Here is a 17478-nt window from a genome sequence, read left to right on the forward strand (position 1 = left end):
GCTACGGGTACGGGTACGGCGGGTGTGGTTACGGGCGGACGTGCACGATCAGCGCGTCGCCCTGACCGCCGCCGCCGCACAGCGCGGCCGCGCCGGTCCCGCCGCCGCGGCGCCCCAGCTCCAGCGCCAGGTGCAGCACCACACGGGCGCCGGACATGCCGATCGGGTGGCCCAGGGCAATGGCGCCGCCGTTGACGTTCACCTTTTCCGGGGTCACGCCGAGGTCCTTCATTGACTGCACGGCAACCGCCGCGAAGGCCTCGTTGATCTCGATGAGGTCCAGGTCGGAGACCTGGAGCCCCTCCTTCTTCAGGGCGTGCAGGATCGCGTTGGACGGCTGCGACTGCAGGGAGTTGTCCGGGCCCGCGACATTGCCGTGGGCGCCGATCTCGGCGATCCACTCCAGGCCGAGCTCCTCGGCCTTCGCCTTGCTCATCACGACCACGGCGGCCGCGCCGTCGCTGATCTGGGAGGAGGTGCCGGCGGTGATCGTGCCGTCCTTGGCGAAGGCCGGACGCAGCTTGCCGAGGGACTCCGCCGTGGTCTCCGGGCGGATGCCCTCGTCCTGGGAGAAGATCACCGGCTCGCCGCGGCGCTGCGGGATCTCGACCGGGGTGATCTCGGCCTCGAAGACGCCGTTCTTCTGCGCGGCCGCGGCGCGCTGGTGGGAGGCCGCGGCGAACTCGTCCTGCGGGGCGCGCTCGATGCCGAGGCGGGTGTTGTGCTTCTCCGTGGACTCGCCCATGGCGATGTTCTCGAAGGCGTCGGTGAGGCCGTCGTAGGCCATCGCGTCGAGCATCTCGACGGCGCCGTACTTGTAGCCCTCGCGCGACTTGGGCAGCAGGTGCGGGGCGTTGGTCATCGACTCCTGGCCGCCCGCCACGACGATGTCGAACTCCCCGGCGCGGATGAGCTGGTCCGCCAGCGCGATCGCGTCCAGACCCGAGAGGCACACCTTGTTGATGGTGAGCGCGGGCACGTTCATGGGGATGCCGCCCTTGACGGCGGCCTGGCGGGCGGGGATCTGGCCCGCACCGGCCTGGAGCACCTGCCCCATGATCACGTACTGCACCTGGTCGCCGGAGATTCCGGCCCGGTCCAGCGCGGACTTGATGGCGAAGCCGCCGAGGTCGGCACCCGAGAAGGACTTCAGCGAGCCGAGCAGCCGCCCCATGGGCGTGCGGGCCCCGGCGACGATCACTGAAGTGGTGTTGTTCGATCCGGACATGAGGCACAGCCCCTTGAGGATGAGGAGTGAACGAGGGTTTACATGAATGTACTGAGCAGTACCCGCGGCGTCATCGGGCTGTCGGTGTGATCGCTGGCACGTTGCGTGACCACCCTCCTCAGCGGTGCACTGGTCCCATGCTGACAAGAATCGACCACATCGGGATCGCCTGCTTCGACCTCGACAAGACCGTCGAGTTCTACCGTGCCACGTACGGCTTCGAGGTGTTCCACACCGAGGTCAACGAGGAGCAGGGCGTTCGCGAGGCCATGTTGAAGATCAACGAGACGTCCGACGGCGGCGCCTCCTACCTCCAGCTCCTGGAGCCCACCCGCGAGGACTCCGCGGTGGGCAAGTGGCTGGCCAAGAACGGGGAGGGTGTCCACCACATCGCCTTCGGCACCGAGGACGTCCGCGGCGACTCGGAAGCCATCCGCGGCAAGGGCGTCCGCGTCCTGTACGACGAGCCCCGCACCGGCTCGATGGGCTCCTCGATCACCTTCCTGCACCCCAAGGACTGCCACGGAGTCCTCACCGAACTGGTCACGGCCAACCCTGACCACTGATGGCCCGATTCCCCGGCCGGTAGAGTGGCCATGGCTCGGCCGGGGTTCGGTGCGGAGACGGGGTCGGGGCCTTCGACCCCTGCCCCGGTATCTGACACCATTCCCCCGGGGGCGTCGTTCAGCGGGCGAGCGATGCTCATTTGGGAGTGAGCTTGCGACCAGGGGACGGATGGGACCGCGCTGTGCGGGGCTACGAAAGCCAGGAGAGCCATCAGGCCGGAGCTGACCATCTCACGCGCTTCGAAGCCGAGATGGAGCGGCTGAAGAAGGAGCGCGGGAAGGCCGTCCAGCACGCCGAGGACCTGGGATACCAGGTCGAGGTGCTGCGCGCCAAGCTCCACGAGGTACGCCGAGCTCTGGCGTCCCGCCCCGCCTACGACGGCGCGGACATGGGCTACCAGGCGGAGCAGCTGCTCCGCAATGCCCAGATCCAGGCCGACCAGATGCGCTCCGACGCCGAACGCGAGCTGCGCGACGCCCGGGCGCAGACCCAGCGCATCCTCCAGGAGCACGCCGAGCACCAGTCCCGCCTCCAGGCCGAACTGCACGCGGAGGCCGTCAACCGCCGCCAGCGCCTGGACCAGGAGCTCAACGAGCGCCGCCAGACCGTCGAGGCGCACGTCAACGAGAACGTGGCCTGGGCCGAGCAGCTGCGCGCCCGTACGGAGGCCCAGGCGCGCCGCCTCATGGAGGAGTCCCGCGCCGAGGCCGAGCAGGCCCTGAACGCCGCCCGGTCCGAGGCCGCCCGGCTCGCCGAGGAGGCCCGCCGCCGGCTGACCTCCGAGGCCGAGGCCTCCCGTACCGAGGCCGAGTCCACCCTGCTGCGCGCCCGCAAGGAGGCCGAGCGGCTGCTGACCGCCGCCTCCGCACAGGCCCAGGAGGCCACCGAGCACGCGGAACGGCTGCGTTCCAGCACCTCGGCCGAGGCCGAGCAGACCCGCCAGCAGACCCTCGACCTCGGCCGCGTCGCCGAGTCGCGGGTGCAGGAGGCCGACACCGCGCTGCGCGAGGCCCGCGCGGAGGCCGAGAAGCTGCTCGCGGAGGCCAAGGAGAGCGCTTCCCGGCAGCTCGCCTCGGCGGAGTCCGTCAACGAACAGCGCACCCGTACGGCCAAGGAGCAGGTCGCCCGCCTCGTCGGCGAGGCCACCAAGGAGGCCGAGGTCCTCAAGGCCGAGGCCGAGCAGCTGCTGGCCGACGCCCGCGGTGACGTGGAGCGCCAGCGCGCCGAGGCCGGGGAGCAGGCCCGTGCGGCCGCCGCCGAGGAGTCCGCGGCGCAGCTGGCGAAGGCCGCGCGGACCGCGGAGGACGTGCTGAACAAGGCCTCCGAGGACGCCCGGGCCACCACCCGGGCGGCGTCCGAGGAGGCCGAGCGGATCCGCCGCGAGGCGGAGGCCGAGTCGGAGCGGCTGCGCTCGCAGGCGGCCGCCACGGCGGACGAGCTCAAGGGCGCGGCGAAGGACGACACCGAGGAGTACCGGGCCCGCACCGTCGAACTCCAGGAGGAGGCCCGGCGGCTGCGCGGCGAGGCGGAGCAGCTGCGCGCGGAGGCCGTCGCCGAGGGCGAGCGGATCCGCGGCGAGGCCCGTCGCGAGGCGGTCCAGCAGATCGAGGAGGCGGCCCGCACGGCCGAGGAGCTCCTCGGCAAGGCCAAGGCGGACGCGGACGAGCTGCGCGGCGGGGCGAGCGCCGAGAGCGAGCGGGTCCGTGCCGAAGCCGTGGAACGGGCCGGCACGCTGCGCAAGCAGGCCGAGGAGACCCTGGAGCGGACCCGCGCCGAGGCCGAGCGGCTGCACGCCGAGGCCGCGGAGCAGGCCGAGTCCGTACGGTCCGAGGCGGACGCCGAGGCCCGGCGGCGGCGCGAGGAGACCGACCAGGCCCTCGCGGCGAAGCGGGCGGAGGCCGACGAGGAGCTCGTACGGCTGCACACGGACGCCGAGGGCCGGCTGGCCACGGCCGAGCAGACCCTGCGCGACGCCCGGACCGCGGCGGAGAACATCCGCAAGGAGACGACCGAGGAGACCGACCGGCTGCGGGCCGAGTCGGCGGAGCGCAACCGCACCCTCCAGGCCCAGTCGGAGGCGGAGGCCGAGCAGCTGCGCACGGACGCGGCCGAGGACGCGGGCCGGGTCCGCGCGGAGGCCGAGCAGGTCGCCGTACGGCTGCGCGGCGAGGCCGAGGCCGAGGCGGAGCGCGTGCGCTCCGAGGCCCAGGAGACGGCCGACCGGCTGCGCGCGGAGGCCAAGACCGCCGCCGAGCGGGTCGCCGCCGAGGCCGCCGAGGCACTGGCCTCCGCTCAGGAGGAGGCCGCGCGGCGGCGCCGGGAGTCCGAGGAGACCCTGGCATCGGCGCGGACCGACGCGGAGAGCGAGCGGGCGCAGGCCCGCGAGCAGAGCGAGGAACTGCTGGCGCAGGCCCGCAAGCGCTCCGAGGACGCACAGGCCGAGGCGATCTGGCTCACCGAGGAGGCCGAGCGGCGCGCGTCGGAGCTGGTGGCGGCGGCGGAGACCACCGCCCAGCAGGTGCGGGACGCCGTGGCCGGGCTGCACGAGCAGGCCGAGGAGGAGATCACCGGGCTGCGCAGCGCCGCCGAGCACGCCGCGGAGCGTACGCGGACCGAGGCCGAGGAGGAGTCCGAGCGGGTCCGCGCCGACGCCTACGCGGAACGCGAGCGGGCCACCGAGGACGCGAACCGGGTCCGCAGCGAGGCACGCGCCGAGACCGACGCGGCGAAGGCACTGGCCGAGCGCACGGTCGGCGACGCGATCGCCGAGGCGGAGCAGCTGCGCAGCGACACGGCCGAGTACGCGCAGCGGGTGCGCACCGAGGCCACGGACGCCCTGGCGTCGGCCGAGCGGGACGCGGCCCGTACCCGGGCGGACGCCCGGGACGACGCGAACCGCATCCGCGGCGAGGCGGCGGAGGCCCTGGAGGCGTCCCGCGCCGAGGGGGCCCAGCTCGTCGCCGAGGCCACGGCCGAGGCCGAGCGGATCACCGCGGAGACCCTGGCGGCCAATGCGGCCACGGTCGGCGAGGCGACGGCGGAGGCCGAGCGGATCACCGCCCTGGCCGCCGAGGCGGCGGAGGCGACCCGTACCGAGGCGGCGGGCACGCTGGACGAGGCCCGCGTGGAGGCGGGCCGGCTGCGCACGGAGGCGGCCGAACAGGCCGACCGCCTGGTCGGCGAGGCGGCCGCGGAGGCGGAGAAGCTCACCTCCCAGGCTGCGGCGACGGCTGCCGCGGCCGAGCGGGACGCGGCGCGCATCCTGGTGGAGTCGCGTGCCGAGGGCGACCGGCTGGTCGAGGAGACCCGCGCGGCCAACGAGCTCACGGTCGGCGAGGCCGCGGCGGAGGCCGAGCGGCTGCGCGCGGAGGCCGCGCAGGCCCTGGACGACGCCCGTGCGGAGGGCGGCCGGATCATCGGCGAGGCCACCGCGGAGGCGGACCGCGTCACGGTCGCGGCGAACGAGACCCTGGCGGCCGCCGAGCGCGAGTCCGAGCAGACCCTGGACGAGGCGCGCGCCGAGGCGGGCCGGCTGCGGAGCGAGGCGGCCGAGCAGGCGGACCGGCTCATCACCGAGGCGGCGTCCGAGGCGGACAAGCTCACCGCGCAGACCCGCAAGGACAACGAGCGCACGGTGGGCGAGGCCTCGAACGAGGCCGAGCGGCTGCGCGCGGAGGCGGCGGAGGCGCTGTCCTCGGCCCAGGAGCACGCGACCCGTACCCGTTCGGAGGCCGAGCGGGTCAAGGCGGAGGCGGCGACCGAGGCGGAGCGAGTCCGTACCGAGGCCCGCAGCGAGTCGGAGCGGCTGCTGGACGAGGCCCGCGAGGAGGCCAACAAGCGCCGCAGCGAGGCCGCGGAGCAGGTGGACCGGCTCATCACGGAGGCCTCGGCGGAAGCGGACAAGCTCACCACCGACGCGCAGCAGCAGGCCCTGGCCGCCACCACGGCGGCCGAGGAGCAGGCCGACGCGATGGTGGACGCCGCCCGCAAGGAGGCCGCGCGGATCACCTCGGAGGCGACCGTCGAGGGCAACTCCATGGTGGAGAAGGCCCGTACGGACGCGGACGAGCTGCTGGTCGGCGCGCGCACGGACGCGTCGGCCATAAGGGAACGGGCGGAGGAGCTGCGCGGCCGCGTCGAGGCGGAGGTCGAGGAGCTGCACGAGCGGGCCCGCAGGGAGTCGGCCGAGCAGATGAAGTCGGCGGGCGAGCGCGTGGACAAGCTGGTGCGCGCGGCGACCGAGCAGAGCGTCGAGGCCGAGGCCAAGGCCAAGGAGCTGGTGTCGGACGCGAGCAGCGAGGCGAGCAAGGTGCGCATCGCCGCGGTGCGCAAGGCGGAGGCGCTGCTCAAGGAGGCCGAGCAGAAGAAGGCCGAGCTGACGCGGGAGGCCGAGGCGGCGCTGGGACAGGCCCGTTCGGAGGCCGACCGGATCGTCGAGGAGGGCCGCCGTGAGCTGGAGGTCCTGGTGCGCCGTCGCGAGGACATTCAGGCGGAGATCTCCCGTGTCCAGGACGTTCTTGAGGCGTTGGAATCATTCGAGGCGCCTTCGGGCGGCGCGAAGCCCGCGGTGGGCGGCCAGGGCGCGGGGGGCGTGAAGGCCGGCGCGGCAGCGGGTTCCACTCGATCGGGTGGTAAGACGTCAGAGAGCTAGTCGGCGCACGTGGATGTGTGCTCCTGATGGAGGTTCAGGCGAACGAGTGACAAGCATTCTGCCGCCTTGCCACTCAAAAGGGGTGTCATTGTCCAGATCAAACGTGGAATGACTCGATGACACGCCGCCTGGGCGCCTAGGATTCCCCTAACACCTCACGTAGCACCTCATCGGTCTCATTCGACAGGAACCCCATGAGCGACACTTCCTCCCCCTTCGGCTTCGAGCTCGTGCGGCGTGGTTACGACCGCGGTCAGGTGGACGACCGCATTACCAAGCTGGTCTCCGACCGCGACAGCGCCCTTGGACGTATCAACTCTCTGGAAAAGCGGATCGAGGAGTTGCACCTCGAGACGCAGAACGCCCAGGCCCAGGTGAGCGACGCCGAGCCGTCGTACGCCGGTCTCGGCGCCCGGGTCGAGAAGATCCTGCGGCTGGCCGAGGAGGAGGCGAAGGACCTGCGCGAGGAGGCCCGTCGCGCGGCCGAGCAGCACCGGGAGCTCGCGGAGTCGGCTGCCCAGCAGGTGCGCAACGACGCCGAGTCGTTCGCCGCCGACCGCAAGTCGAAGGCGGAGGACGAGGGCGTCCGCATCGTCGAGAAGGCCAAGGGAGACGCGTCCACCCTGCGCTCCGAGGCCCAGAAGGACGCGGCCTCCAAGCGCGAGGAGGCCGACGCCCTCTTCGAGGAGACCCGCGCCAAGGCCGCCCAGGCCGCTGCGGACTTCGAGACCAACCTGGCCAAGCGCCGTGAGCAGTCCGAGCGCGACCTCGCCTCGCGCCAGGCCAAGGCCGAGAAGCGCCTCGCGGAGATCGAGCACCGCGCCGAGCAGCTGCGCCTGGAGGCCGAGAAGCTGCGTACGGACGCGGAGCGCCGGGCCCGTCAGACGGTGGAGACCGCGCAGCGCCAGGCCGAGGACATCGTGGCCGACGCCAACGCCAAGGCCGACCGCATCCGCAGCGAGTCCGAGCGCGAGCTGGCGGCGCTCACCAACCGCCGCGACTCCATCAACGCGCAGCTCACCAACGTCCGCGAGATGCTGGCGACGCTCACCGGTGCGGCCGTCGCGGCGGCCAACCCGATCGTCGACGACGAGCCGGTCACCCGCGGTGTCCCGGCGCAGCAGAGCCGCTAGTACGCCGAGTTCCTACTCGCTGGTAGCGAAACAGGCACATCAGGGCCGTATGTCACCTGTTTGAGGTGGCGTACGGCCCTTCGGCGCTCTAGCGTGGCCGCATGATCGAGCTTGAGGGACTTACCAAACGATTCGGCGCGAAGACCGCCGTGGACAACCTCAGCTTCCAGGTCAGACCGGGGGTGGTGACCGGCTTCCTCGGCCCCAACGGGGCGGGGAAGTCCACGACCATGCGCATGATGCTCGACCTCGACAATCCGACCAGCGGGACGGTCCGGATCGACGGGAAGCACTACCGGGACCTGCCGGAGCCACTGAAGTACATCGGTGCACTGCTGGACGCCAAGGCGATGCACGGCGGCCGCAGCGCCTACAACAACCTGCTGTGCCTCGCGCAGGCCAACAGCATCCCGGAGAGCAGGGTCGGCGAGGTCCTCGACCTCGTCGGGCTGACGCCCGTGGGGAAGAAGAAGTCGAAGGGATTCTCCCTGGGTATGGGGCAGCGGCTCGGCATCGCCGCCGCGCTGCTCGGTGACCCGGAGATCCTGATGTTCGACGAACCCGTCAACGGCCTGGACCCGGAAGGAATTCTCTGGATCCGGAATCTCATGAAGGGTCTTGCGGCGGAAGGGCGGACGATCTTCGTTTCTTCCCATCTCATGAGCGAAATGGCGCTCACCGCCGAGCATTTGATCGTGATCGGGCAGGGAAAGCTGCTGGCCGACACGTCGATGGCCGATTTCATCCAGCAGAACTCGCGCAGTTACGTCCGGCTCCGCTCTCCGCAGCAGGAACGCCTCAAGGACGTCCTGCACGCGGAAGGGATCGATGCCATCAGCGTTCCGGCCACCGGAACGCTGGAGATCGACGGCGTGGGTTCGGAGCGGCTCGGCGAACTGGCCGCCCAGCACCAGATCGTCCTGCACGAACTCAGCCCGCAACGGGCTTCACTGGAAGAAGCGTTCATGCGCATGACGGCGGATTCCGTCGAATACCACGCCCACGCGCCGGGGGGACCGGGGACCCTGGCGGCCCCCGGCACGTCCCCCGACAACCCGGCCCGGCCGGCCGACGTCCCCGCCTGGGGCGCCGGCTTCGAGGCAACCCGCAAGGACGGCGAGTGACCATGTCCTACCCTGCCGTCCTCCGGTCCGAGTGGACCAAGATCCGCACGGTCGCCTCCACGAGCTGGACGCTGGCCCTCGTCTTCCTCGTCACCGTCGGGTTCGCCGCGCTGTTCGCCGCCACCTACGACACCGGCAACCAGGACATGGTCTTCGACCCGACCGCGATGAGCTTCAGCTCGATGCAGTTCGGGCAGCTGGCCATGATCGTCTTCGGTGTGATGGTCGTCAGCACCGAATACAGCACGGGCATGATCCGCACCTCGCTGGCCGCGGTCCCGCACCGCACGCGCTTCCTGACCGGGAAGATGGCCGTGGCGACGGCGCTGGCCCTGGTCGTCGGTCTGCTGACCAGCTTCACGTCGTTCTTCCTCACCCAGGCACTGCTGGGTGACTCCGGCATCGGCATCGGCGAGGAGAACGTCCTGCGCGCCGTGGTGGGCGCCGGCGTGTACATGGCGCTGCTCGCCCTGTTCTGCATGGGTGTGGCGACCATGCTGCGCAGCTCGGTCGCCTCCATCAGCCTGCTGATCCCGTTCTTCCTGATCGTCTCGAACCTCCTCGCGGGCTTCGAGGCGACGCGTTCGGTGGGCCAGTACCTGCCCAGCAACGCCGGTTCGAGGATCATGCTGGTCGTGCCCAACGCCTTCGGGAACCCGGAGACGCCGTACGGCCCCTGGGGCGGTCTCGGGATCATGGTCCTCTGGGTCGCCGCAGCCGTGATCGGCGGTCTGCTCGTCCTGAAGAAGCGCGACGCCTGAGACGCGCGACGCCTGAGACGGAGGGGACGTCCGCCGGTCCGTCGTACGACGGACGTCCTCCGTACTACGGGTGATCCCCGGGTCGGTCTCAGGGGCAGCTCAGGGATCGGCTCGGGACGGAACCGCGGGGGACTCGTTATCCTCTTAACCCTTACGCGGGCGAGAGTCGTCCCGGCCTGGTAAGGGGCAGCAAGATGATCGAGGCAGTCGGACTGACGAAGCGCTACGGCGCCAAGACCGCCGTCGACCAGTTGTCCTTCCAGGTCAGGCCGGGTCACGTGACGGGATTCCTGGGGCCCAACGGCTCCGGGAAGTCCACCACCATGCGCATGATCCTCGGCCTCGACCGGCCCACCGCCGGTCATGTCACGATCAACGGCCGTCCCTTCCGGGACCTGCCGAACGCCCAGCGCCACGTCGGTGCCCTGCTCGACGCCAAGGCCCTCCACGGCGGCCGCCGGGCCCGTACGCACCTCCTGTCGATCGCCCAGCTCTCCGGGATACCGGAGCGGCGCGTGGACGAGGTGCTGGCCGTGGTCGGCCTCCAGGACGTCGCCCGGCAGCGGGCCAAGGGCTTCTCCCTCGGCATGGGCCAGCGGCTCGGCATCGCCACCGCCCTGCTCGGGGACCCGCAGGTGCTCCTGTTCGACGAGCCGGTCAACGGTCTCGACCCCGAGGGCATCCTCTGGGTCCGCAACCTCATGCGCCAGCTCGCCGCCGAGGGCCGGACCGTCTTCGTGTCCTCGCACCTGATGAGCGAGATGGCGCTCACCGCCGACCACCTGATCGTGATCGGCCGGGGGCGGCTGCTGGCCGATATGGGCACCCAGGAGTTCATCACGCACAACTCGGCCGGATTCGCACGGGTGCGCGCGGCCGACACCGATCCCGATGGCCGGGACGCGCTGGGTACGACCCTGGCCAAGGCGGGCGGCCGGGTCCTCCAGGAGCCCGACGGAGCACTGCGCGTGACCGGCCTGGAGCTCCCGCGCATCGCGGACCTCGCGCACGAGGCGGGCGTACGGCTGTGGGAGCTGTCCCCGCACCGGGCCTCGCTCGAAGAGGCGTACATGCGGATGACCCACTCCTCCGTCGAGTACACCTCCTCCGAGGACCCGCGGGCCGAGCTGTTCGAGCCGGAGCCGCTCAGCGTCCCGGCGTGGGAGGAGGAGCTGCCCGCTCCCGAGGTGCCGCAGAGCGGCTTCTTCGCTCCCCCGCCGCCCGGGGCGGGCGGGCAGCAGCCCTTCCTGATGCCCAGCGAACCCGGCGAGCTCGCCGCAGCCGCCAAGAACAACCCCGAGGACACCCGATGACCGTCCCCACGCCCAGCGGCGCGACGACGAACGTCCCGGTGATGACCGGGCACGCACCGCTGCCCACGCCGCGGCCGCACCTGGGGCACGCCCTCGCCTCGGAGTGGACCAAGATGACCTCCGTGCGCTCCACGATGTGGACGCTCGGCTCCCTCGTGGTGACGGTCGTCGGCATCGGGCTGCTGGTCATCAGCCAGACCGACGAGGCCGCCTTCCGGGAGATCGCGTACCCCTCGCCCGCGCTCTTCGGCCTGCTGGTCGGGCAGCTCTCCGTGATCGTGCTCGGCGTCCTGACGATCACCTCCGAGCACGCGACCGGCCTGGTGCGGACCACCTTCACCGCCGCCCCCGAGCGGCACCGGGTGCTCACCGCCAAGTACCTGGTCTTCAGCATGACGGCCTTCGCCGCCGTCGCCGCGTCCGTCGGCCTGGTCGGGGCGGCCGCCGCGATCGCGCACGGCGGGCCGGGCTCGGGCACGCACGACGTCTCCGAGTGGCTCGGCGCCCTCGCGGGCAGCCTCTACGTCACCCTCCTCGGGGTGCTCTCGCTCGCCGTCGGTGCGCTGCTGCGGCATTCGGCCGGGGCGATCGCCTCCATGCTGGGACTGGTCATGCTCCCGCCGGTGATCGGCTCGATGCTCAGCGTCTGGCAGGCGACCGCCGGCATCGGCGACACGATCATCATGTACAACGCGCCGGTGGCGATGATGCAGCTGTTCGGCCTGCCGGGCGCCGGCAGCGAGATCAGCCCGGCGCCCTCCGCCTTCGCGCACCTGCTGCTGATCATGGTGGTCACCGGCGGCGCGGTGGCCCTCTCCTACGTGACGGTCGGGCGCCGGGACGTCTGAGACGTCCGGCCCGGGGCCCGGCGCAGGCCGCCGACGGCCTCAGTGCTTGGGCGCGTTACGGGACCGCTGCACCCGCGAGGTGCGGCGGTCCTTCGCGTTCCAGCAGGCCTTGTGCCAGTGGCGCCGGTCGTCGACGCCCCCGTACTCGGGCCAGGCCACGAGGTGCGGGGTGCCCGAGGGGATCTCCTGGTCGCAGCCGGGGCAGCGGTAGCGCTTGCCCACCGCGCTGGCGCCCGCGACGTGCCGGACCTTCCACTCCTCGCCCTGGTACTCCTCGGTGCGCTCCAGCCCGAACCGGTCGAGCCCTGCGCCCGCCCCCGGGCCGGCACCCGAGTCGTCCGGACGCTCGGCTGGATTCCCGCCGCCCCTGGGGCGGTTGTGGCGCGGTGACACGTATACCTCACGGATGGGCGGACGGCAGTGACTTTCTCCCAGACTACGCGCAGCCGGCCCGGGTAGCCGCAGGGTGTCCGGGAGAGGCGGCCGCCTCGGGGGGACTGGCCCGACAATCCCAATAACTTTCCTGTCAGGCCGTGCCTTTGGCACGTGTCAGACGTTGTTGCCAGTAAGACGTTAGTCGTAATGGATCAAGAAGCCGGTCCACCTGGGGGAGGCCGCGCCAGCCGCAAGGAGGCTAAAGGCGATGCGCGTAGGAGCGTTTGTTCTGGCGGCCCAGTTCCCTGGCCAGGGACAGGGCGAGGCACTGCACCGGGCGGTACGGACCGCCGAGGTGGCCGAGGAGGCCGGGCTCGATTCGGTCTGGCTCGCCGAACACCACTTCGTCCCGTACGGGGTCTGCCCGTCGGCGGTGACGCTGGCGGCCCTGCTGCTCGGCCGGACCCGGCGGCTGCGGGTGGGCACGGCCGTGAGCGTGCTGCCGAACACACATCCGGTGGCCCTCGGGGAGCAGGCGGCGCTGCTGCACCTGACCTCGGGCGGCCGGTTCAGCCTCGGGGTGGGGCGCGGTGGTCCCTGGGTCGACCTGGAGGTGTTCGGGGGCGGGGCGGACGCGTACGAGAACGGCTTCCCCGAGTCACTGGACCTGCTGCGGCGCTGGCTGACCGAGGCGCGGGTGGGAGCCCGCGGCGAGCGGTACGGGTTCCGCGAGGTAGCCGTCGTACCGCGGCCCTCGGAAGCCCTGGACGGTGACGGGACGGGGCCGGAGGTGATCGTGGCCTGCACCTCGCCGGCGTCCGTACGGCTGGCCGCGGAGCGGGGGCTGCCGATGCTGCTGGGCATGCACAGCGGGGACGAGGACAAGGCGGCGATGGTCGCGCTGTGGCGGCGTACGGCGCTGGCGGCCGGGCACTCGCAGGAGCGGGTGGCGGGCGCGGGCCACGTCTCCGCGGGGGTGTGCCAGCTGGCGGACCGCTCGGCGGACGCCCGCGAGGTCCTGCTGAAGTCGATGCCGGGATGGCTCAAGCAGGGCCTGGACGCGCACGTGACGGTGGACGGCCGGGCGCGCGCGATGCGGGACCCGGTCGCCTACACCGAGCTGCTGTGCGACCTGCATCCGGTGGGCACCCCCAAGCGGGCGGCGGACCGGCTGGCGGCCACCTCCGAACGGACCGGGATCACCCGGTTCGCACTGCTGTCGGAGGGCTCCGGCGATCTCGCCGCGACGGAGGAGAACGTCCGGCGCCTCGGCGCCGAAGTCCTGCCCCGCCTCGGCTGAGAAGGGCTGCCGCTCCCCGTCGCGGAGCGGCAGCGAAGTACGAGAACCGCTAGCAGTCCCGCAGTTCGGGCGACTGGTTGAGCAGCTGCCCGCGGATCGAAGTGAACTTGGCCAGCCGGTCGTCCACCGAGGAATCCAGCGGGAAGACCGCCAACCGGTGACAGTTCTGGAAGGCCAGGCGTACTCCGAAGTGCCGCTGCAGCGCACCGCGTATCGCGTCACTCGCGAGAGCGCGCAGCAACTGGCCGCGCGCCTGCTCGTCGGGCGGCGGCGTCTGGTTGTCGGCGAACTGTCCGCCGTCCACCTTCAGCTGGGCCACCAGCGAGCTGATCATCTCCCAGGCGTAGGGCAGGGAGGTCCGGACGCAGTCGACGAAGGCGGCTTCGTCGACCTCGCCTCGCTCGGCCTGTTCGAGTAGGGCCGGTGAGACGTCGAGCGACATGGGTTCTCCTCTCGCGACCCCGGCCGATTGGGTAGCCGGAGTCTTACGGGCAGGGAAGGAGGCCGCGACGCTGCGTGCACGTTCGGCAACCTCCCGCTCACCACGGTAGGCGCCCCATGGGTGACGCACCAGGAGAATGCGCATACAACGCGCCATCCGCGAACGGGGCTTTCAGGGGCGAATCGCGTGGAGGCGCATCCGTCGAGTAGCGTTGCCGACCATGCGTCTCGTCATTGCCCGCTGCTCCGTCGACTACGCGGGCCGCCTCACCGCCCATCTGCCCTCGGCACCCCGTCTGATCCTCGTGAAGGCGGACGGCAGTGTCTCGATCCACGCGGACGACCGGGCGTACAAACCGCTCAACTGGATGTCGCCTCCGTGCACCCTCAAGGAGGGGACCGGGGACGAGGCCGGCGTGTGGACGGTCGTCAACAAGGCGGGCGAGAAGCTCATCATCACCATGGAGGAAGTCCTCCACGACTCCTCCCACGAGCTGGGCATCGACCCGGGGCTCATCAAGGACGGCGTCGAGGCGCACCTCCAGGAGCTCCTCGCGGACCGCATCGAAACGCTGGGCGAGGGCTACACCCTGATCCGGCGCGAATACATGACGGCCATCGGCCCGGTGGACATCCTGTGCCGGGACTCCTCCGGTGCGACGGTGGCCGTGGAGATCAAGCGGCGCGGCGAGATCGACGGCGTCGAGCAGCTGACCCGCTACCTCGAACTGCTCAACCGCGACCCGCACCTGGCGCCGGTCCGGGGCGTCTTCGCGGCGCAGGAGATCAAGCCGCAGGCGAAGGTGCTCGCCACGGACCGCGGGATGGACTGCGTGGTGCTGGACTACAACGCGATGCGCGGCATCGAGGACGACAAGCTCCGCCTGTTCTGACCGGTCCGGCCCGGGTCCCGCACCGTCCCCACGGACGGACGGGACCCGGGCCGCTCACGTCGCGGAGCCCGGGGCCGTGACCGGCACCGAGTTCGTGGTGGTGACCGGAGGTTCGGTGGGCGTCGTCGGCGTCGGCGCCGGCGTCTCGGTGACGGGCGGCGTCTGCGAGACCGTCGGGTCCGGGGACGACTGCGTGGGCTTCGGCGAACCGGGCTTCGTCGGCGCGGGCTTCACCGGCGTCGGGGACGGGCGCTGCGAGGGGGTACGGACCGGAGTGCGGCCGGGGACGGGGGCGTCGCTCTCCTGCTCCGGGGCCTCGGCCGGCTCGGCCGCATCGGTCGGCTCCTCCGGCGCAGAATCGTTCCCGCTGTTGCTCGGGGCCACCTGCGGCGGCAGCGGCTTGGGGGTCGGGGAGGACGAGGGCCCGTGCGCGGGCGGCTGCGGCTCGTCCGAGGAACCCGTCGTGAGGCTCACCACCGTGCCCAGGGCCACCACGGTCAGCACGCCCGCAGCGGCCAGCAGCGCGGGACGGCGGCGGGCGGACCGCCGGGGCGGTCCGGCGGCCGGAGCGGGCTCCGGCGCGGGCTTGGGGGTGATCGGGAAGGCGTCCTCGAACACCTGGGACAGCGTCGTCGGGGTCTCCGGACGCCGCACGCCCGGCGCCCCGGGCCCGGTCCCGTCCACGGGCACCACGGTCGCCACGGGGTTCACGGCGTCCAGGGGACCGTCGGGCGCCACCGGCACCACGGGCGCCACCGACGCCATGGGCACCACGGACGACACCGGCTTCGCGGGCGTCCCCGGCTTCGCGGGCGTCCCCGGCTTCGCGGGCGTCCCCGGCTTCGCGGATGTCACCGGCTTCACGGGCGTCACAGGCTTCGCGAGTGCCGCAGGTGCCGCGGGCGTCACCGGCGTCACCTTGGTCACCGCCGCCGCGGGCAGCGGAGCCGTCACGGCCGACGTGGAGCCCGCTGCCACCGCCCCGGCCGCCGGGCCGGTGACGGGCAGCGGCCGCGTCCCGGCCTCCGGCCCCGCGGGCAGCGCGAGCGGCGGCTCCAGCCGCAGCGGCGGCGACACGCCCGCGCCCGCCGCGGCGGTCTCCCGGTCCGTGACGAGCGCCAGCGCGCGCCGGCCCGCGACCGTGCCCCGCTTGTCGGCGAGGGCCCCGCGCAGTCCGATCGACGCCTCCAGCTCGGCCCGGGCCCGGTCCAGCCGCCCCTCGCAGAGCGCGAGCACGCCCAGCTCGTGGTGGAAGTAGGCCTGCTCGGCCACCTCGCCCGCCTTGCGCGCGGCCTCGGAGCCCGCACGGAGCACCCGCTCCCACGCCTCCCAGCGCAGCGAGGCGGCGAACGCCGGAGCGGCCGTACGGGCCAGCAGCACCGCGGCCACCACATCGGCGCCCGCCAGCGCCGCCAGCACCGCGTCCGCCTCCGCCGCGACCCGCTCGGGGGTCACCGAGGTGTGCCCGGTCCACCAGGCGTAGTGCCGGGCGGCCGTACGGGCCTCCTCCGGCGCACTCTCCCCGTACCCGGCCTCCTCCAGCTGCCGGGCCACCCCGGCCGCCAGCCGGTAGCGCGCGCCGACCGGGGTCAGCAGCCCGCAGCCCAGCAGTTCCGCCACCGCCGTGTCCGCGTGGGTGTCCCCCACCAGCGCGGGCAGGTGCGCGTGGTGCGGCAGCTCCCCGCCGAGGGCGCAGGCGATGCGCAGGGCGGCGCGCGCCGACTCGCTGACGCGCGAGGCCAGCAGTTCGGCCGGGGCCGCGCCCTCGGCCAGGGTCGGCAGCGGCACCTGGGCCGTGTCGCGGGGGCGCTCCTCGAAGACTCCGGGCTCCTCCTCGTCGTCGTCCTCGGCGGCGTGGTTGAGCTCGTCCCGCTGCCGCAGCAGCGCGGCGGCCTGTACGAAGCGCAGCGGCAGCCCTTCGGAGGCGAACCGCAGGTCTCCCGCCCAGGCGGTCTCCGCGTCCGTCAGGGGCCGTCCGATGCCCGCTTCCAGCAGGTGCAGGCAGTCGGCCTTGCCGAGCCCGCCGAGGAAGACCTCCTCCAGGTGCGAGTCGTCGGAGGGGGCCCGGGTGTCGGGGGTGGCGGCCAGCAGGTAGGCGCACTCGGGGGTGGCGCGCAGCAGCTCGTCGAGGGCGCTCCCGCCGAACTCCAGGTCGTCGAGGAGGACGACGGCGCCGATGTCCCGGACGCGGGCGAGGAGGTCGATCCGGTCCGGCCGGATCGCGGCGGCCTCGTACACGGTCGCGTACAGCGCGTAGAGCAGCTCCAGGGGCTGCTGGTAGCCGCGCCCGGAGAGCCGTACGACGCCGTCGGGCGCGATGCCCTCGCAGGCGGCGGCCACCTCGTCGAGCAGGGCGGTACGGCCCGATCCGGAGGGGCCCGTCAGCCGTACGGAGCGGCCCCGGCCGAGCAGGCGGACGAGCCGCTCGCGCTCCTCCGTGCGCTCCAGCAGGGGCGTGGCGGGGAGCGGCGGGCCGGGCAGGGCGGGAGGCCGGGCGGCCTCGTCGCGGGCCCTGCGGGCGGCCGCGTCGCGCTTGGCGGGGCGGCCGGTCTCCGTGCCGGGGCGGTGCGGTTCTATCTCGCTGCCGTCGACAGGGTTGACCGTCAGGGTGAAGTCACCTGAGGTCAGGGTGACGATCCGCGCGGGCGCCCCGGGCGTCCCGGCGGGCTGCTCCTGCGGATCGGCCTGCTGCTGTGTTCGGTCCATGACCAAGTCCCCCGATCGCGGGCCGTGCGCCTCGCCGTCGTACCGCCCGGCCTTCGCACGCCGCTCTCGTACTGGTCCGGTTTTCCGCCCGAACCCTAGACCGTGGCCGCGCGCACCGGTACCGCAGGGGTGCCATCA

The 17478-nt window shown here is 72.8% G+C and carries 13 protein-coding genes; 9 read left to right on the top strand and 4 right to left on the bottom strand.

Going from position 1 to position 17478, the window contains the following annotated elements:
* Positions 1-28: 28 nt before the first annotated feature.
* On the bottom strand, positions 29-1228 hold the full coding sequence (locus tag IO30_RS0136685; RefSeq protein ID WP_031150481.1) for an acetyl-CoA C-acetyltransferase: 1200 nt from the start codon (positions 1226-1228) through the stop codon (positions 29-31).
* Between the two features lie 137 nt (positions 1229-1365).
* Between IO30_RS0136685 and mce the strand changes: the two genes are divergently transcribed.
* The 7 genes from mce (at position 1366) to IO30_RS0136720 (ending at position 11625) form a co-directional block, all read left to right on the top strand.
* On the top strand, positions 1366-1794 hold the full coding sequence (gene mce, locus IO30_RS0136690) for a methylmalonyl-CoA epimerase (RefSeq protein WP_031150483.1): 429 nt from the start codon (positions 1366-1368) through the stop codon (positions 1792-1794).
* Between the two features lie 182 nt (positions 1795-1976).
* The gene (gene scy / locus IO30_RS0136695) at positions 1977-6446 is read left to right on the top strand and encodes a polarized growth protein Scy (protein ID WP_031150485.1); all 4470 of its coding nucleotides are present in this window, start codon (positions 1977-1979) and stop codon (positions 6444-6446) included.
* A 194-nt stretch (positions 6447-6640) separates the two neighbouring features.
* On the top strand, positions 6641-7579 hold the full coding sequence (locus tag IO30_RS0136700; RefSeq protein ID WP_031150487.1) for a coiled-coil domain-containing protein: 939 nt from the start codon (positions 6641-6643) through the stop codon (positions 7577-7579).
* A 101-nt stretch (positions 7580-7680) separates the two neighbouring features.
* The gene (locus tag IO30_RS0136705; RefSeq protein WP_037896221.1) at positions 7681-8703 is read left to right on the top strand and encodes an ABC transporter ATP-binding protein; all 1023 of its coding nucleotides are present in this window, start codon (positions 7681-7683) and stop codon (positions 8701-8703) included.
* A 2-nt stretch (positions 8704-8705) separates the two neighbouring features.
* Complete coding sequence (locus IO30_RS0136710) at positions 8706-9464, top strand: ABC transporter permease (RefSeq protein ID WP_031150491.1); 759 nt, start codon at positions 8706-8708, stop codon at positions 9462-9464.
* A 194-nt stretch (positions 9465-9658) separates the two neighbouring features.
* The gene (locus IO30_RS0136715) at positions 9659-10777 is read left to right on the top strand and encodes an ABC transporter ATP-binding protein (RefSeq protein ID WP_031150493.1); all 1119 of its coding nucleotides are present in this window, start codon (positions 9659-9661) and stop codon (positions 10775-10777) included.
* Complete coding sequence (locus IO30_RS0136720) at positions 10774-11625, top strand: ABC-2 transporter permease (RefSeq protein ID WP_051859105.1); 852 nt, start codon at positions 10774-10776, stop codon at positions 11623-11625. The genes IO30_RS0136715 and IO30_RS0136720 overlap by 4 nt, the downstream gene beginning before the upstream one ends.
* A gap of 39 nt (positions 11626-11664) precedes the next feature.
* On the opposite strand, the gene IO30_RS0136725 is transcribed toward IO30_RS0136720, so the two are convergent.
* A complete protein-coding gene (locus tag IO30_RS0136725) occupies positions 11665-12018 on the bottom strand; it encodes a hypothetical protein (protein WP_031150497.1) in 354 nt (117 codons plus the stop codon).
* Between the two features lie 250 nt (positions 12019-12268).
* On the opposite strand from IO30_RS0136725, the gene IO30_RS0136730 reads away from it, so the two are divergent.
* Complete coding sequence (locus IO30_RS0136730) at positions 12269-13300, top strand: LLM class flavin-dependent oxidoreductase (RefSeq protein ID WP_031150499.1); 1032 nt, start codon at positions 12269-12271, stop codon at positions 13298-13300.
* A 49-nt stretch (positions 13301-13349) separates the two neighbouring features.
* Here IO30_RS0136730 and IO30_RS0136735 read toward each other — a convergent pair whose 3' ends face one another.
* On the bottom strand, positions 13350-13742 hold the full coding sequence (locus tag IO30_RS0136735; RefSeq protein ID WP_031150500.1) for an SCO5389 family protein: 393 nt from the start codon (positions 13740-13742) through the stop codon (positions 13350-13352).
* A 220-nt stretch (positions 13743-13962) separates the two neighbouring features.
* On the opposite strand from IO30_RS0136735, the gene nucS reads away from it, so the two are divergent.
* Positions 13963-14634, top strand: coding sequence for an endonuclease NucS (gene nucS, locus IO30_RS0136740; RefSeq protein WP_031150502.1), 672 nt, complete (start codon positions 13963-13965; stop codon positions 14632-14634).
* Between the two features lie 54 nt (positions 14635-14688).
* Here nucS and IO30_RS0136745 read toward each other — a convergent pair whose 3' ends face one another.
* Positions 14689-17340 (bottom strand): ATP-binding protein, encoded by a 2652-nt coding sequence (locus IO30_RS0136745; RefSeq protein WP_051902816.1) that lies wholly within the window; start codon positions 17338-17340, stop codon positions 14689-14691.
* Between the last annotated feature and the right edge of the window lie 138 nt (positions 17341-17478).

This window comes from Streptomyces xanthophaeus (assembly GCF_000725805.1).
Classification (GTDB): Bacteria; Actinomycetota; Actinomycetes; order Streptomycetales; family Streptomycetaceae; genus Streptomyces; species Streptomyces xanthophaeus.

What these genes read in the sequence shown, in the direction of transcription:
- IO30_RS0136720 (WP_051859105.1), top strand. Translation starts at nt 10,774, where the DNA reads ATGACCGTCCCCACGCCCAGCGGCGCGACGACGAACGTCCCGGTGATG.
- IO30_RS0136715 (WP_031150493.1), top strand. Translation starts at nt 9,659, where the DNA reads ATGATCGAGGCAGTCGGACTGACGAAGCGCTACGGCGCCAAGACCGCC.
- IO30_RS0136735 (WP_031150500.1), bottom strand. Translation starts at nt 13,742, where the DNA reads ATGTCGCTCGACGTCTCACCGGCCCTACTCGAACAGGCCGAGCGAGGC.
- IO30_RS0136745 (WP_051902816.1), bottom strand. Translation starts at nt 17,340, where the DNA reads ATGGACCGAACACAGCAGCAGGCCGATCCGCAGGAGCAGCCCGCCGGG.
- IO30_RS0136730 (WP_031150499.1), top strand. Translation starts at nt 12,269, where the DNA reads ATGCGCGTAGGAGCGTTTGTTCTGGCGGCCCAGTTCCCTGGCCAGGGA.
- nucS (WP_031150502.1), top strand. Translation starts at nt 13,963, where the DNA reads ATGCGTCTCGTCATTGCCCGCTGCTCCGTCGACTACGCGGGCCGCCTC.
- IO30_RS0136705 (WP_037896221.1), top strand. Translation starts at nt 7,681, where the DNA reads ATGATCGAGCTTGAGGGACTTACCAAACGATTCGGCGCGAAGACCGCC.
- mce (WP_031150483.1), top strand. Translation starts at nt 1,366, where the DNA reads ATGCTGACAAGAATCGACCACATCGGGATCGCCTGCTTCGACCTCGAC.
- IO30_RS0136685 (WP_031150481.1), bottom strand. Translation starts at nt 1,228, where the DNA reads ATGTCCGGATCGAACAACACCACTTCAGTGATCGTCGCCGGGGCCCGC.
- IO30_RS0136700 (WP_031150487.1), top strand. Translation starts at nt 6,641, where the DNA reads ATGAGCGACACTTCCTCCCCCTTCGGCTTCGAGCTCGTGCGGCGTGGT.
- IO30_RS0136710 (WP_031150491.1), top strand. Translation starts at nt 8,706, where the DNA reads ATGTCCTACCCTGCCGTCCTCCGGTCCGAGTGGACCAAGATCCGCACG.